Origin of the sequence: Bradyrhizobium sp. I71 (genome assembly GCF_022354745.1) — a bacterium.
GTDB lineage: Bacteria > Pseudomonadota > Alphaproteobacteria > Rhizobiales > Xanthobacteraceae > Bradyrhizobium > Bradyrhizobium liaoningense.
This window is the reverse complement of the sequence record NZ_CP059398.1, coordinates 3,338,754-3,352,937: the sequence shown is the minus strand read 5'-3', so window position 1 is coordinate 3,352,937 and position 14,184 is coordinate 3,338,754. Positions and strand designations below refer to the sequence as shown.

Annotated in this window: 14 protein-coding genes; 12 read left to right on the top strand and 2 right to left on the bottom strand. The window is 65.4% G+C overall.

Annotated elements, in window-relative coordinates; genetic code table 11:
- The first annotated feature begins 93 nt into the window (after positions 1-93).
- The 8 genes from aroA (at position 94) to trpB (ending at position 8,327) form a co-directional block, all read left to right on the top strand.
- Positions 94-1,431, top strand: coding sequence for a 3-phosphoshikimate 1-carboxyvinyltransferase (gene aroA / locus FJV43_RS16260; protein ID WP_239628477.1), 1,338 nt, complete (start codon positions 94-96; stop codon positions 1,429-1,431).
- Positions 1,428-2,066, top strand: coding sequence for a (d)CMP kinase (gene cmk / locus FJV43_RS16255; RefSeq protein WP_131870510.1), 639 nt, complete (start codon positions 1,428-1,430; stop codon positions 2,064-2,066). Before aroA ends, cmk begins: the two co-directional genes overlap by 4 nt.
- A 266-nt stretch (positions 2,067-2,332) precedes the next feature.
- Positions 2,333-4,039 carry a 30S ribosomal protein S1 gene (rpsA, locus tag FJV43_RS16250; protein ID WP_061879957.1) on the top strand — a complete coding sequence of 569 codons (1,707 nt, stop codon included), beginning with the start codon at positions 2,333-2,335 and terminating at the stop codon, positions 4,037-4,039.
- Positions 4,040-4,379: 340 nt separating this feature from the next.
- Complete coding sequence (gene sppA, locus FJV43_RS16245; RefSeq protein WP_239628476.1) at positions 4,380-5,360, top strand: signal peptide peptidase SppA; 981 nt, start codon at positions 4,380-4,382, stop codon at positions 5,358-5,360.
- Positions 5,361-5,531: 171 nt separating this feature from the next.
- Entirely contained in the window at positions 5,532-5,837 is a 306-nt protein-coding gene (locus FJV43_RS16240) for an integration host factor subunit beta (protein WP_008539997.1), read from the top strand.
- A gap of 156 nt (positions 5,838-5,993) precedes the next feature.
- Entirely contained in the window at positions 5,994-6,386 is a 393-nt protein-coding gene (locus FJV43_RS16235) for a lipopolysaccharide assembly protein LapA domain-containing protein (RefSeq protein ID WP_239628474.1), read from the top strand.
- A gap of 67 nt (positions 6,387-6,453) precedes the next feature.
- Positions 6,454-7,113 (top strand): phosphoribosylanthranilate isomerase, encoded by a 660-nt coding sequence (locus tag FJV43_RS16230; protein ID WP_239628472.1) that lies wholly within the window; start codon positions 6,454-6,456, stop codon positions 7,111-7,113.
- Entirely contained in the window at positions 7,110-8,327 is a 1,218-nt protein-coding gene (trpB, locus tag FJV43_RS16225) for a tryptophan synthase subunit beta (RefSeq protein WP_239628470.1), read from the top strand. Before FJV43_RS16230 ends, trpB begins: the two co-directional genes overlap by 4 nt.
- 79 nt (positions 8,328-8,406) lie before the next feature.
- On the opposite strand, the gene FJV43_RS16220 is transcribed toward trpB, so the two are convergent.
- Positions 8,407-8,751, bottom strand: a complete 345-nt coding sequence (locus tag FJV43_RS16220) for a DUF559 domain-containing protein (RefSeq protein ID WP_239628469.1) — start codon at positions 8,749-8,751, stop codon at positions 8,407-8,409.
- A 72-nt stretch (positions 8,752-8,823) separates the two neighbouring features.
- Here FJV43_RS16220 and trpA point away from each other — a divergent pair, with 72 nt between their 5' ends.
- The 4 genes from trpA to FJV43_RS16200 all read left to right on the top strand — a co-directional run bounded on the left by trpA (position 8,824) and on the right by FJV43_RS16200 (position 12,936).
- Entirely contained in the window at positions 8,824-9,660 is an 837-nt protein-coding gene (gene trpA, locus FJV43_RS16215; RefSeq protein WP_239628467.1) for a tryptophan synthase subunit alpha, read from the top strand.
- A 110-nt stretch (positions 9,661-9,770) separates the two neighbouring features.
- Positions 9,771-10,712, top strand: coding sequence for an acetyl-CoA carboxylase, carboxyltransferase subunit beta (gene accD, locus FJV43_RS16210; RefSeq protein WP_239628466.1), 942 nt, complete (start codon positions 9,771-9,773; stop codon positions 10,710-10,712).
- Entirely contained in the window at positions 10,709-12,052 is a 1,344-nt protein-coding gene (locus FJV43_RS16205; protein WP_239628464.1) for a folylpolyglutamate synthase/dihydrofolate synthase family protein, read from the top strand. The genes accD and FJV43_RS16205 overlap by 4 nt, the downstream gene beginning before the upstream one ends.
- Before the next feature lie 143 nt (positions 12,053-12,195).
- Positions 12,196-12,936 carry a metallophosphoesterase family protein gene (locus tag FJV43_RS16200; protein WP_239628462.1) on the top strand — a complete coding sequence of 247 codons (741 nt, stop codon included), beginning with the start codon at positions 12,196-12,198 and terminating at the stop codon, positions 12,934-12,936.
- 122 nt (positions 12,937-13,058) lie between these two features.
- On the opposite strand, the gene FJV43_RS16195 is transcribed toward FJV43_RS16200, so the two are convergent.
- On the bottom strand, positions 13,059-14,066 hold the full coding sequence (locus FJV43_RS16195) for an ATP-dependent DNA ligase (RefSeq protein ID WP_239629436.1): 1,008 nt from the start codon (positions 14,064-14,066) through the stop codon (positions 13,059-13,061).
- Positions 14,067-14,184 lie beyond the last annotated feature (118 nt).

The window sequence follows — 14,184 nt, the reverse complement described above, 5'->3', positions numbered from 1 at the left end:
GCGCATTACAGGAGAACGACATGCCCGTGACGAGGCGCGGACCATGTGATACCTGCGCCGCAGCCCGGTGAGGGCGCATCCAAGGACACAATCTTGACCCATTCCGACCAACCGAGGCCGCTCCAGGCCCGCGCCAGCGGTCCTTTGACCGGGAAAGTACGGGTGCCCGGGGACAAATCGATCTCCCACCGCGCCCTCATCCTGGGCGCGCTCGCGGTCGGCGAGACCGGGATTTCAGGCCTGCTGGAGGGCGAGGACGTCCTCAACACAGCCAAATCCATGCAGGCGCTCGGCGCCAGGGTCGAGCGTACCGGCGATTTCGCGTGGAAAGTGCAGGGCGTGGGCGTTGGGGGCTTCGCCCAGCCCAAGGCGCCGCTGGATTTCGGCAATTCCGGCACCGGCTGCCGGCTGGTCATGGGCGCCGTTGCCGGCTGCCCGATCTCGGCGGTGTTCGACGGCGACGCCTCGCTGCGCAGCCGCCCCATGCGCCGGATCCTCGATCCGCTGGAAAAGATGGGCGCGAGGGTCGTGTCCAGGAGCGAGGGCGGCCGTCTGCCGCTGACCCTCCAGGGCGCGCGCGATCCGCTGCCGATCACCTACAGGACCCCGGTCGCCTCGGCCCAGATCAAATCGGCCGTGCTGCTGGCGGGCCTGGCGGCGCCGGGCACTACGACCGTGATCGAGAGCGAGGCCAGCCGCGACCACACCGAGCTGATGCTGAAGCATTTTGGCGCCGACATCACCTCGGTCCAGGAAGGCCAGCACGGCCGCCGCATCACGCTGGTGGGCGAGCCCGAGCTGCATGGCGCCAATGTCGTCGTCCCCGCCGATCCCTCTTCGGCGGCCTTCCCGATTGTTGCGGCGCTGGTCGTCGAGGGCTCCGATATCGTGCTGTCCGACGTCATGACCAATCCGCTGCGCACCGGTCTGTTCACCACGCTGCGCGAAATGGGCGCCTCGATCGAGGAGAGCGAGGTGCGGGGCGATGCCGGCGAGCCGATGGCGCGCTTGCGCGTGCGCGCCTCGAAGCTGCGCGGCGTCGAGGTGCCGCCGGAGCGCGCGCCCTCGATGATCGACGAATATCTGGTGCTGGCGGTCGCGGCCTCCTTCGCCGAAGGCACGACGATCATGCGCGGGCTGCAGGAGCTGCGCGTCAAGGAATCCGACCGGTTGGAGGCGACCGCCGCCATGCTCCGCGTCAACGGCGTCAAGGTCGAGGTCTCAGGCGATGATCTGATCGTCGAGGGCCGCGGCCATGTCCCCGGTGGCGGTATCGTCGCCACCCACATGGACCATCGCATCGCGATGTCGGCCCTGGTGATGGGCTGCGCCTCCGACCAGCCGGTGACGGTCGACGACACCGCTTTCATCGCCACCAGTTTCCCGGATTTCATTCCGATGATGCGTTCGCTAGGGGCCGAGTTTTCATGATCATCGCCATCGACGGGCCGGCGGCCTCGGGCAAGGGGACGCTCGGCAAGCGTCTCGCCCATCATTACGGCTATCGCCACTTGGATACCGGCGTGATCTACCGCGCGGTGGCCTATTCTCTCATGGAGTCCGGCCACGATCTTCGCGACGAGGCGGCGGCGGTGCAGGCCGCGCTGGAGCTCGACCCCGAAAAGTTCGGCAATCCCGCGCTGAAGACCCAGAAGGCCGGCGAGGGCGCCTCGATCGTCTCGGCGATCCCCAGGGTCCGCGAGGTCCTGGTCAACTTCCAGCGGCAATTCGCCGCCGATCCGCCCGGAGCGGTGCTGGACGGCCGGGACATTGGAACCGTGATCTGCCCCCATGCCGACGTGAAGATCTTCGTCGTCGCAGACCCCAAGGTTCGCGCGCGCCGCCGCACCATGGAGGCCAGGGCGAGGGGCGAGGAGGCAGACGAGGCCGCCGTGCTCGCCGACATCATCCAGCGCGACGAACGCGACAAGAACCGGCCGATTGCGCCTTTGAAACCGGCCCCGGATGCTTACTTGCTAGATAACTCCCAACTGGATATAGAAGGCGGCGTCCGGGCCGCCATCGACATTATCGAGGCCGTCCGAGCGGGCCGGTCGCGGGGTTAAGCCGCAGCCGTCATTGGAGGAAGCGCCCGCTCCCGCCTCTTTGATGTCGATACCTCGGTCCCTGTTTCGGGGCCGGCGCAATCCAGGCTCCGGACAAAGATTCCACGTATCGAACGCGCGGGCCTCTGCCGGCCCGCTTCCGCTGTTCCGGCGCCGAGCCGGGGCAGCGAGCGGTCGCTCGAAGGTTTTTGCGGACCTTCCGACACTGCGCGTGCGATGCGCCCATGAACCCAACGGCCGGCAAGAGATCCGCAACTGGAGAACAAATGGCTTCGACTTCTGCTGATACCTATAGCCCTTCGCGTGACGATTTCGCCGCGATGCTCGACGAGTCCTTCGCAGGCGGCAACCTGCAGGAAAGCTCCGTCATCAAGGGCAAGGTGGTTGCAATTGAAAAGGACATGGCCGTCATCGACGTCGGCCTGAAGACCGAGGGCCGCGTTGCGCTGCGCGAATTTTCCGGCCCCGGCCGTGAAAGCGATCTCAAGGTCGGCGACGAGGTGGAAGTGTTCCTCGATCGCATCGAAAACGCGCTCGGCGAAGCCGTGCTGTCCCGCGACAAGGCGCGCCGCGAAGAGAGCTGGGGCAAGCTCGAGAAGGCGTTCCAGAACAACGAGAAGGTCAACGGCGTCATCTTCAACCAGGTCAAGGGCGGCTTCACGGTCGACCTCGACGGTGCCGTGGCGTTCCTGCCGCGCTCGCAGGTCGACATCCGCCCGATCCGCGACGTTGCGCCGCTGATGAACAACTCGCAGCCGTTCCAGATCCTCAAGATGGACCGCCGCCGCGGCAACATCGTCGTCTCCCGCCGCACGGTGCTGGAAGAGACCCGCGCCGAGCAGCGTCAGGAGCTGGTGCAGAACCTCGAAGAGGGTCAGGTCATCGACGGCGTGGTCAAGAACATCACCGATTACGGTGCGTTCGTCGACCTCGGCGGCATCGACGGCCTGCTGCACGTCACCGATATCGCGTGGCGCCGCGTCAACCACCCGACCGAGGTGCTCTCGATCGGCCAGACCGTGAAGGTCAAGATCATCAAGATCAACCACGAGACGCACCGCATCTCGCTGGGCATGAAGCAGCTGCTGGACGATCCGTGGCAGGGCATCGAAGCCAAGTACCCGCTGGGTGCCCGCTTCACCGGCCGCGTCACCAACATCACCGACTACGGTGCGTTCGTCGAGCTCGAGCCGGGCATCGAAGGCCTGATCCACGTCTCCGAGATGTCGTGGACCAAGAAGAACATGCATCCCGGCAAGATCGTCTCGACCTCGCAGGAAGTCGACGTGCAGGTGCTGGAAGTCGATTCCGTCAAGCGCCGCATCTCGCTCGGCCTCAAGCAGACCATGCGCAACCCCTGGGAGGTCTTCGTCGAAGCTCACCCGACCGGTTCGGTGGTCGAGGGCGAGGTCAAGAACAAGACCGAGTTCGGTCTGTTCCTGGGTCTCGAGGGCGACGTCGACGGCATGGTCCACCTCTCCGACCTCGACTGGAAGCTTCCGGGCGAGCAGGTGATCGACAACTACAAGAAGGGCGACATGGTGAAGGCCGTGGTGCTCGATGTGGACGTCGAGAAGGAGCGCATCTCGCTCGGCATCAAGCAGCTCGAAGGCGACCCCTTCGCCGAGCCGGGCGATGTCAAGAAGGGCGCGGTCGTGACCTGCGAAGTGCTCGAAGTGAAGGAGAGCGGTATCGAGGTGAAGATCGCCGGTACCGACTTCACCACCTTCATCAAGCGCTCGGAACTCGCCCGTGACCGCAACGACCAGCGCGCCGAACGCTTCGCCGTCGGCGAGAAGGTCGATGCCCGCGTGATCCAGTTCGACAAGAAGGCCCGCAAGGTCCAGGTGTCGATCAAGGCGCTCGAAGTCGCCGAAGAGAAGGAAGCCATCGCGCAGTACGGCTCTTCCGATTCGGGCGCGACGCTCGGCGACATTCTGGGCACCGCGCTCAAGAACCGCGACAGCAAGTAAGCGAAACGTCCGTTTTGCTGACATCAAGGCCCCGGCGCGAGCCGGGGCTTTTTTGTTGCGGTCTCCACAAACTCTGCTGTCATCCCGGACAGGCGCAGCTCCCGGACCCATACCCACAGGAAGTGGTTGGCGAAGACTCCGAGTGGGCGTCTCGCGTCACACGCCTCCCGGGGTTATGGATCCCCGCGTTCGCGGGGATGACGACGGAGTGTTGTGGCGACTTGCTTGCCTCACGAAGCCTTCATTTCTTCAAATTGCGCCGCAATTGATGTATCCAGATAAGCCAATGGTCACGCTGTGACGGCACAACGCGCCCAGCCTTTCATTTGGAGATATTCCGATGTCGCTCGATTCGGACATCATCGTCGATCGCCGCAGGATCCGCCGCAAGCTGACGTTCTGGCGTGTGATGGCCGCGCTGATCGCGATCGCGGCGATCGCGAGCTTCGCGCTGATCGCGACACCGGGGGCGCGCGGCACCTTCGCATCCGCCGGCTCGATCGCGCGCGTTCATATCGATGGATTGATCCGCAGCGATTCCGAGCGCACCCAGGCGCTGGAGCGGCTGGAGAATTCGGCGGCCGCCGCCGTCATCGTTCACATCAACTCGCCGGGCGGCACCACTGCCGGCTCCGAGCAGCTCTACGACTCGCTCACCCGCCTGAAGGCGAAGAAGCCGCTGGTCGTCGTCGTCGAGGGTCTCGCCGCATCGGGCGGCTACATCACGGCGATCGCGAGCGACCACATCATCGCCCAGCAGAGCTCGCTGGTCGGCTCGATCGGCGTGCTGTTCCAGTACCCCAACGTCTCCGAGCTGCTGAAGACCATCGGCGTCAAGGTCGAGGAGGTGAAGTCCTCGCCGCTGAAGGCGGCACCCAACGGTTTTGAGCCGACCAGTCCCGAGGCGCGTGCCGCGCTCGATGCGCTTGTCAAGGATTCCTACGCCTGGTTCAAGGGAATGGTGAAGGAGCGGCGTGGCATGGATGACACGCAGCTCGAAAAAGTCGCCGATGGCCGTGTCTTCACCGGGCGCCAGGCGATCGATCTCAAGCTGATCGACCAGATCGGCGATGAGAAGGCGGCGGTGACCTGGCTGGTCGAGCACAAGGGCGTCAAGAAGGGGCTTCCGGTACGCGATTACAAGCTTCAGCCGCGCTTTGGCGATCTGACTTTCCTCAAGACGGCCGCTGCCGTGACGCTGGAAGCGCTCGGTTTGGGCTCGATTGCGCATCAGATCGGCCAAACCGGCGTCGCGCAGGCGGTCGACCGGCTCGGAATGGATGGCATGCTGGCCTTGTGGCAACCGGCCGCATCAAACTGACGGGAACAGGCGAGTTCCGCAAAGTTTTCTCGCCCTGCGAGTGCCGGCGCAGCACGCTTTTTCGGCATTTGTCACGTATTTTCGCGATGCCCAGCCTTGATTTAGCGTCTTGACAGATCACGGTATTTTCACGGAAATGGTCATCCGCACGCTTCCGGGTCCTATCTCTCGATGATCAAATCCGAACTTGTTCAGCGTATCGCCGAGCACAACCCGCATCTGTACCAGCGGGATGTCGAGAACATTGTGAATGCGATTCTCGAAGAGATCGTAGCGGCGCTTGCGCGCGGTGATCGCGTCGAGCTGCGCGGCTTCGGTGCCTTCTCGGTCAAGCACCGCCCTGCACGCGCAGGGCGCAATCCACGCACCGGCGCCCATGTGCCCGTCGATCAGAAGAGCGTTCCGTTCTTCAAGACCGGCAAGGAAATGCGCGAGCGGCTGAACCGCGACCATCCGGATCCCGGCGCGGCAGACTAAAGCGCGATGTGATCGCGCTTTAGGTTATTGTTTGAGCATGATCTTTTCGGAAAACCGCTGCACACTTTTCCGGATCATGCTCCAAGGCCGGCCTCAGGGTTTTTCGCGGTCGCGCGCGATACGGCCGCAGGCTTGATTCAAGGCGAGCGAAGCGAGATGCGAAAGTTCCTGACCGCGCTGATCGTGATTCCCTTGGGCGTGATCCTGGTCGCGTTCGCCGTCGCCAACCGGCATTTCGTCACGGTCTCCTTCGATCCCTTCATTTCCGACGACCCGTCGCTGTCGCTGACGTTGCCGCTGTTCCTGCTCCTGATCCTGGTGGCTGCGCTGGGCGTCGTGGTCGGCGGCTCAGCCGTCTGGTTCGGCCAGCGGCGCTGGCGGCGCGCGGCGCGCCGGAATGACGCGGAGGCCCGGACCGCCAGGGCCGAACTGGCCGATCTGCGGGCCCAGACGGCCGCAGCGAAGCCCGAGTCCCTGCGGCTTCCCTCTCCCTCCGGGGTGGGCCTGTACGGGCCCGTCGGGCGAGACAAGCAGCGCGCGACGTTGTAGAAGCGGCCCCGACCGAAAGCCCCGTTTTCCGGCCGCGGACCCCGCGGCCTCCATCTGCTTCGAGACCATGTCCCTGCTCGTCAAAATCTGCGGCCTGTCCACGCGGGAGACGCTTCAAACGGCGCTCGACGCCGGTGCCGACATGGTGGGATTCGTGTTCTTTCCGCCGTCCCCGCGACATCTCTCCCTGGAGGCCGGGCGCGAGCTGGGCCGCCAGGTGAAGCAGCGCGCGCTCAAGGTCGCGCTCACGGTCGATGCCGACGACGCCACGCTCGACAACATCATGGATGCGCTGTCGCCGGACATCTTCCAGCTCCATGGCAAGGAGAGCGTGGCGCGGCTGCGCGACATCAAGCAGCGGTTCGGCCGTCCGGTGATGAAGGCGGTCCCGGTCGCAACATCCGCCGATCTCGCCGTTCTGCCGGGCTACGCCGCAGTCGCCGACAGCATCTTGTTCGACGCGCGCGCGCCGAAGGATGCGACGCGGCCCGGCGGCCTGGGGGAGCCCTTCGACTGGCACCTGCTGGAAAATCTCGATCTGAAACTGCCCTATATGGTCTCGGGCGGGCTTCACGCCGACAACGTCACTGAAGCCCTCCGCGTCACCCGCGCCGGCGGCGTCGACGTGTCCTCCGGTGTCGAGAGCGCCCCCGGCGTCAAGGATCCCGAGATGATCAAGGCCTTCATTCGCGCCGCGCGCGCCAGCCAAGAGTTGAGTGTTCGATGACCGTCGCCAAACCCAATTCCTACCGCAGCGGCCCCGACGAGCGCGGCCATTTCGGCATCTTCGGTGGCCGCTTCGTCGCCGAAACCCTGATGCCGCTGATCCTCGACCTGGAAAAGGCCTACACCGCCGCCAAGGACGATCCGGCCTTCCAGGCCGAGATGAACGGCTACCTCAAGAACTATGTCGGCCGGCCTTCGCCGCTCTATTTCGCCGAACGCCTGACCGAGCATCTCGGCGGCGCCAAGATCTACCTCAAGCGCGAAGAGCTCAACCACACCGGTTCGCACAAGGTGAACAACGTGCTCGGCCAGATCATGCTGGCGCGGCGCATGGGCAAGAAGCGCATCATCGCCGAGACCGGCGCCGGCCAGCACGGGGTCGCCACTGCGACGCTGTGCGCGCGCTTTGGCCTCGAATGCGTGGTCTATATGGGCGCCGTCGACGTCGAGCGGCAGCAGCCCAACGTCATACGCATGGAGATGCTGGGCGCCAAGGTGATGCCGGTGCAGTCGGGCACGCGCACGCTCAAGGACGCCATGAACGAGGCGCTGCGCGACTGGGTCACCAACGTGCACAACACCTTCTATTGCATCGGCACGGTCGCAGGCCCGCATCCCTATCCGACGCTGGTGCGCGACTTCCAGTCGATCATCGGCAACGAGACCAAGGCGCAGATGCAGGAGGTCGAGGGGCGCCTGCCGGATTCGCTGGTCGCCTGCATCGGCGGCGGCTCGAACGCGATGGGCCTGTTCCATCCCTTCCTCGACGATCCCACGGTCGAGATCTTCGGAGTCGAAGCCGCAGGCCATGGGCTCACGCAACTGCATGCGGCCTCGATCGCGGGCGGCCGTCCCGGCGTGCTGCACGGCAACCGCACTTATCTCTTGATGGATGCGGACGGCCAGATCCAGGACGCGCATTCGATCTCGGCCGGCCTCGACTATCCCGGCATCGGCCCCGAGCATTCCTGGCTGCACGAGGTCGGCCGCGTGAACTATCTCTCCGCGACGGACGACGAGGCGCTCGCCGCGTTCCAGCTGCTGTCGAAGCTCGAAGGCATCATTCCCGCGCTCGAACCCGCGCACGCCATCGCCAAGGTGGTGGAGCTCGCGCCGAAACGGCCCAGGGATCACCTGATGGTCGTCAATCTCTCCGGCCGCGGGGACAAGGATGTCCCGCAGGTCGGCGACATCCTGAGGGGCAAGAGCAAGTGAGGCGGGTGTCGCACTCTCTTCACCTCTCCCCGTCGGGGAGAGGTCGGCTGCGAAGCAGCCGGGTGAGGGGTCTCTCCGCTTATTCGAATCTCAGTGAAGATGCGATGAGCTCAAGCACGCCCTCGAGATTCTCGTACACATCCGTGTTCGAGACCCGAATGACGAGGAATCCGCAGGCCTCGAGAACTTCGGTCCTGATCTTGTCGCGTTGGACCTCCGCTGGGCCGGAATGCGGGACGCCATCAACTTCAACGATGAGCTTGCCGTCCAAAGTCACGAAGTCGACGATGTACCGATCAATCGGATGCTGTCGGCGAAACTTCCAGCGGGCGAGCTGCCTGTTGCGCAGCGCTTGCCAAAGCTTTGCTTCGGCACTCGTCTGCGACTCGCGGAGCCTTCGCGCTCTGGACTTGAACCTCTCCATCCCCCTCACCCGGCTGCCTCGCAGCCGACCTCTCCCCGGAGGGGAGAGGTATAGCACAGCGGCGGCCGGATCATGACCACGCGTATCGACACCCGTTTTGCCGAGCTTGCGAAGCAGGGCCGCTCGGCCTTCGTGACCTTCCTGATGGCCGGCGATCCCGATCCGGCGACCTCGCTCGAGATCATCAAGGCGCTGCCGAAGTCCGGCGCGGACGTGATCGAGATCGGCATGCCCTTCACCGATCCGATGGCCGACGGCCCGTCGATCCAGGCTGCGGGCCTGCGCGCGCTCAAGGCCGGCATGACGCTGAAGAAGACGCTCGAGCTGGTGCGCGGCTTCCGCAGGGACGACAACGCGACGCCGATCGTGCTGATGGGTTACTACAATCCGATCTACATCTATGGCGTCGACAAGTTTCTGGTCGACGCCAAGAGCGCGGGCGTCGATGGTCTCATCATCGTCGACCTGCCGCCGGAGGAAGACGACGAGCTCTGCCTGCCCGCGATGAAGGCCGGTCTCAATTTCATCCGCCTGGCGACCCCGACGACCGACGACAAGCGTCTGCCGGCCGTGCTCGCCAACACTTCGGGCTTCGTCTACTACGTCTCCATCACCGGCATCACCGGTGCGGCGGCGGCGGACTCCGCGGCCGTGAGCGGGGCAGTTGCCCGCATCAAGCGGCACACCAAGCTGCCGGTCTGCGTCGGCTTCGGTATCCGCACGCCGGAGACGGCGCGCGCCATTGCCTCGCATGCCAATGGTGCGGTCGTCGGTACCGCATTGGTCGATGCGCTCAAGAGCAGCCTCGATGCCGAAGGGCGGGCGACCGCCAAAACCGTCAACGCCGTGGCAGAGCTCACGGCGGCCCTGGCCCAGGGCGTCAAGGGCGCGTCTCAGGCGGCGGAATAGGCCATGGTTCCGCTCTTGAGGGTCGCGCCCGGCGGCTTGCCGGACGGGCGCCCGGCGGCCATATATCCTTCAGGCGATCCGCGAAGCGGGTTCGCACATCGGAGCAAACCATGAACTGGCTTACCAATGTGGTCCGGCCGAAGATCCGCAACATGCTGCGGCGGGAGACGCCGGAGAATCTGTGGATCAAATGTCCGGATTCCGGGCAGCTCGTGTTCTACAAGGACGTCGAGGCCAACCAGTTCGTCATTCCCGGCTCGAACTACCACATGCGCATGGGCGCGGTGGCGCGCCTGAAGTCGATCTTCGACAACGAGACCTGGTTCGACGTCGCGCTGCCCGAGGTCACACCCGACCCGCTCAAGTTCCGCGACGAGAAGAAATATGTCGACCGCATCAAGGATGCGCGGGCGCGGACCAATCTGAACGACGCGATCAAGGTCGGCTACGGCAAGCTCGAAGGCTCCGCCGTCGTCGTCGCCGTGCAGGATTTCGACTTCATGGGCGGCTCGCTCGGCATGGCCGCGGGCGAGGCCATCGTGCGCGGGATGGAACTCGCGGTCGAGAAGAAGTCGCCGTTCATCGTGTTCGCCGCCTCGGGCGGCGCGCGCATGCAGGAGGGTATCCTGTCGCTGATGCAGATGCCGCGCACCACGGTCGCGGTGCAGATGCTGCGCGAGGCAAAACTGCCCTATATCGTCGTGCTGACCAATCCGACCACCGGTGGCGTCACCGCGTCCTATGCGATGCTGGGCGACGTGCAGATCGCCGAGCCCGGTGCGCTGATCGGCTTCGCCGGCGCGCGCGTGATCGAGCAGACCATCCGCGAGAAGCTGCCGGAAGGTTTCCAGCGCGCCGAGTACCTCAAGGAGCACGGCATGGTCGACATGGTCGTGCACCGCCACGAATTGCGCCCGACGCTGGCGCGGCTCTGCCGACTGCTGACCAAGGCGCCGGCGCTGGAAGGCGCATCGAAATCAGTGCAGCCGGTGGCGAGCCCGGCGCAGATCGTATCGGCCGCCGAGACGGCGCCGGCTGCGCCCCACGCGTGAACGCCTCCTCTGACAGTGCAAAGACACCGCTCGGCGAATTGATCGGGCGGCTGTCGTCCCTGCATCAGAAGCGCATCGATCTCGGGCTCGAGCGGATGCACCGCCTGCTCGAACGGCTCGGTCACCCCGAAAGCAAGCTGCCGCCGGTGATCCACATCGCCGGCACCAACGGCAAGGGTTCGACGCTGGCTTATCTGCGCGCGACGCTGGAAGCTGCGGGCTTGCGGGTCCACGCCTATACCTCGCCCTATCTCGTCCGCATCAACGAATGCTTCCGGCTCGGCCGCGTGGGCGGCGGCGTGCTCATCGGTGACGACGAGTTGCGCGCCGCGCTGGAAGAGGTCGAGCGCGTCAATGCCGGCGAGGCCGCGACCGTGTTCGAGTTGAAGACGGCTGCCGCGTTTCACCTGTTCGCGCAGAACCCGGCCGACGTGGTGCTGCTCGAGGTCGGCCTCGGCGGCCGGCTCGATTCGACCAACGTGGTCGATGTGCCGGCGGCCTGCGTCATCACGCCCGTCAGCATGGACCACACGGATTTCCTCGGCGATACGCTGACGTCGATTGCCGGCGAGAAGGCCGCGATCATCAAGCGCGGCGTGCCCGTGATTTGCGCCGAGCAAATGCCGGAGGCGATGGCCGTGATCGAAGCGCAGGCCAAACGCATGCGTGCGCCGCTGCTTGCCGCCAACGAGAGCTGGCACGTCAATGTCGAACGCGGGCGTCTGGTCTATTCCGACGATCGCGGCCTGATGGATCTCCCGGCGCCGCGTCTGTTCGGCCGTCACCAATTCGCCAATGCCGGGCTCGCGATCGCGACGCTGCGGGCGCTTCCGGCCATCAAGGTCAACCACGCCGCGTTCGAAGCCGGCATCATCGGTGCCGAATGGCCGGCGCGGATGCAGCGCCTCACCTCGGGCGAATTGCTGTCCTGGGGTCCGCAGGGCTCCGAGATCTGGCTCGACGGCGGCCACAATGCGGAGGGCGGGCGTGTCACTGCGGCGGCGCTCGGCGATCTCGAGGAGCGGGTGTCGCGGCCGCTGGTGGTGATCGCGGGCATGATGGCCAACAAGGACGCGCAGGGATTTCTCGCCAATTTCGCCGGCCTCACCCGTCATATCATCGCGGTGCCGATTCCCGACACCGAGAACGCAATGCCGGTCGATCGCCTCGCGGATGCCGCGCGCAGCCTCGGCATGCGCGTCGAGACCGTTTCCGGCGTCGAAGCCGCGCTGCGCGCCTTGGCGAAGCTCGCCTACGACGTGCCGCCGCGCATCCTGATATCAGGCTCGCTGTATCTCGCCGGCCATGTGCTGGCGATCAACGGCACGCCTCCTGCATGACGGTCTCGTGTCCCGGACGCGGCGCGGCATGAAACGACGCGGCGCAGAGCCGGGACCCAGGATGCTGCGATATGGGCCCCGGCTCTGCAGCGCATCACTGCGTGCTGCGCTGCGTCCGGGGCATGAGAGTTGGGACAACAACAATGCGTTTTGCCGCGATCGCCGATATCCACGGAAACTATCTTGCACTGGAGGCCGTGCTTGCCGACATCCGCGCGCACGGTATCGCCGACATCGTCAATCTCGGCGACATGCTGAGCGGCCCGCTCGATGCGCGCCGCACGATCGAGATCCTGATGCAGCTCGATGCCGTGCATGTGCTCGGCAATCACGACCGCTATCTGCTCGATCGTCCGCCGGAGAAGATGGGCTCGTGGGATCGGCCCGCCCACGCACAGCTCGATGCCGCGCAGCTCGACTGGCTGCGCGGGCATCCGATAACGCGTGTCTTCCGTGAGCAGGTGTTTCTTTGCCACGCGACGCCCGGCAACGATGAAGTCTATTGGCTCGACACCGTGCATCCCGACGGCACGGTCGCGTTGTCGCCGCTCGATCGCATCGAGCAATTTGCGCTTGGAATCACGCAGCCGCTGATCCTCTGCGCCCACACCCATCTCGCCCGTGCCGTGGGCTTGCGCGACGGCCGGCTGATCGTCAATCCCGGCAGCGTCGGCAGCCCTGGTTATCGCGACAAGCATCCATTCCCGCATGTCGTCGAGGCCGGCAGCCCGCACGCGCGATATGCGATCCTCGAACTCGCTGATGGCGGTTGGCAGGTGACGTTCCGTCACGTCGCATACGATCACGAGGCCATGGCGGCGCTTGCACGCCGCAATCGTCAGCCCGAACTGGCGAATGCGCTGGCGACGGGGTGGATCAAGTAAAACCTCGTGTCCCGGACGCGGTGCGGCGCGAAGCGCTGCTCCGCAGAGCCGGGACCCAGAATATAGCGACATGGGCCCCGGCTCTGCAGCGCTCCGCGCTGCGTCCGGGGCACGAGCGCGGATCACTTCAACAGCTTCATCGGATCCGCCACCTTCTGCTTCAACTGTTCGAAGCGGCATTGCCGCGGCGCCTTGTCCGGGCGCCAGCGCAGGATCGAGGTGCCATGGCGAAAACGCTCGCCGCTGAAATGGTCGTAACAGACTTCGATGACGAGCTTCGGCTTCAGTGGACACCATTTCGCCGAGCGTTCGGTCGACCAGCGGCTCGGCCCGCCCGGCGCGTTCCCGGTGAAGCCGGGCTCGCCGATCAGCGCCTCCAGCCGGTCGGTCAGGTCGGGCTTCTCCTCCGCCTTGATGGCCGAGGTGAAGCCCACATGGTGCAGCAGGCCGTCATCGTCGTAGAGCCCGAGCAGCAGCGAGCCGACCACCTTGCGGCCGGCGATCTCGTTGGTGGCGTAGCGGAAGCCGCCGACCACGCAATCGGCGCTGCGGAATTTCTTGATCTTCTGCATGCCGTCGCGATTGCCCGCCTGATAAGGCAGGTCGACGCGCTTGGCGATGACGCCATCCGAGCCGCCGCCGGATTGCGCGAGCCATTTCCCGGCCGTGGCGTAACTCGTCGTCGCAGGCGAAAGCCGGAAGATGCTGCCCTTGAGATGGGACTTCGCAAAAGCTTCCAGTGCCGGCCGTCGCTCGCGAAGCGGCGCCTTGGCAAGCTGCTTGTCCCCGGCCGTCGCGAGCAGATCGAAAACGAGGTAGAGCGCGGGCGTCTCCTGGGTGAGCTTCTTCACCCGGCTTGCGGCAGGATGAATTCGTTGCAGCAGCGTGTCGAACGAAAAGCCCTTGCCTTGCGGCACCACGATCTCACCGTCGAGCGTGAAGCGATCCGCCTTCAGCTTCAGCGCGGCGGTGACGATCTCGGGGAAATAGCGCGCAAGGTCCTCGCCGGATTTCGAGCGCAAATCGACGCTGCCGCCCTCGCGCGACAGCAGGCAGCGGAAGCCGTCCCACTTGGGTTCATATTGCCATTCCTTGCCGCGCGGGATCTCGTCGACCGAACGCGCCTCCATCGCGACGAGAGAGCTCGATCTTCGGGCGCGCTTCGCAGATGGGGCTGGCAAGGGCGGGACTCGTCATACGCTGAACACGTCCCATCAACGCAAACGGCCGGCTTTCGCCGGCCGCTTC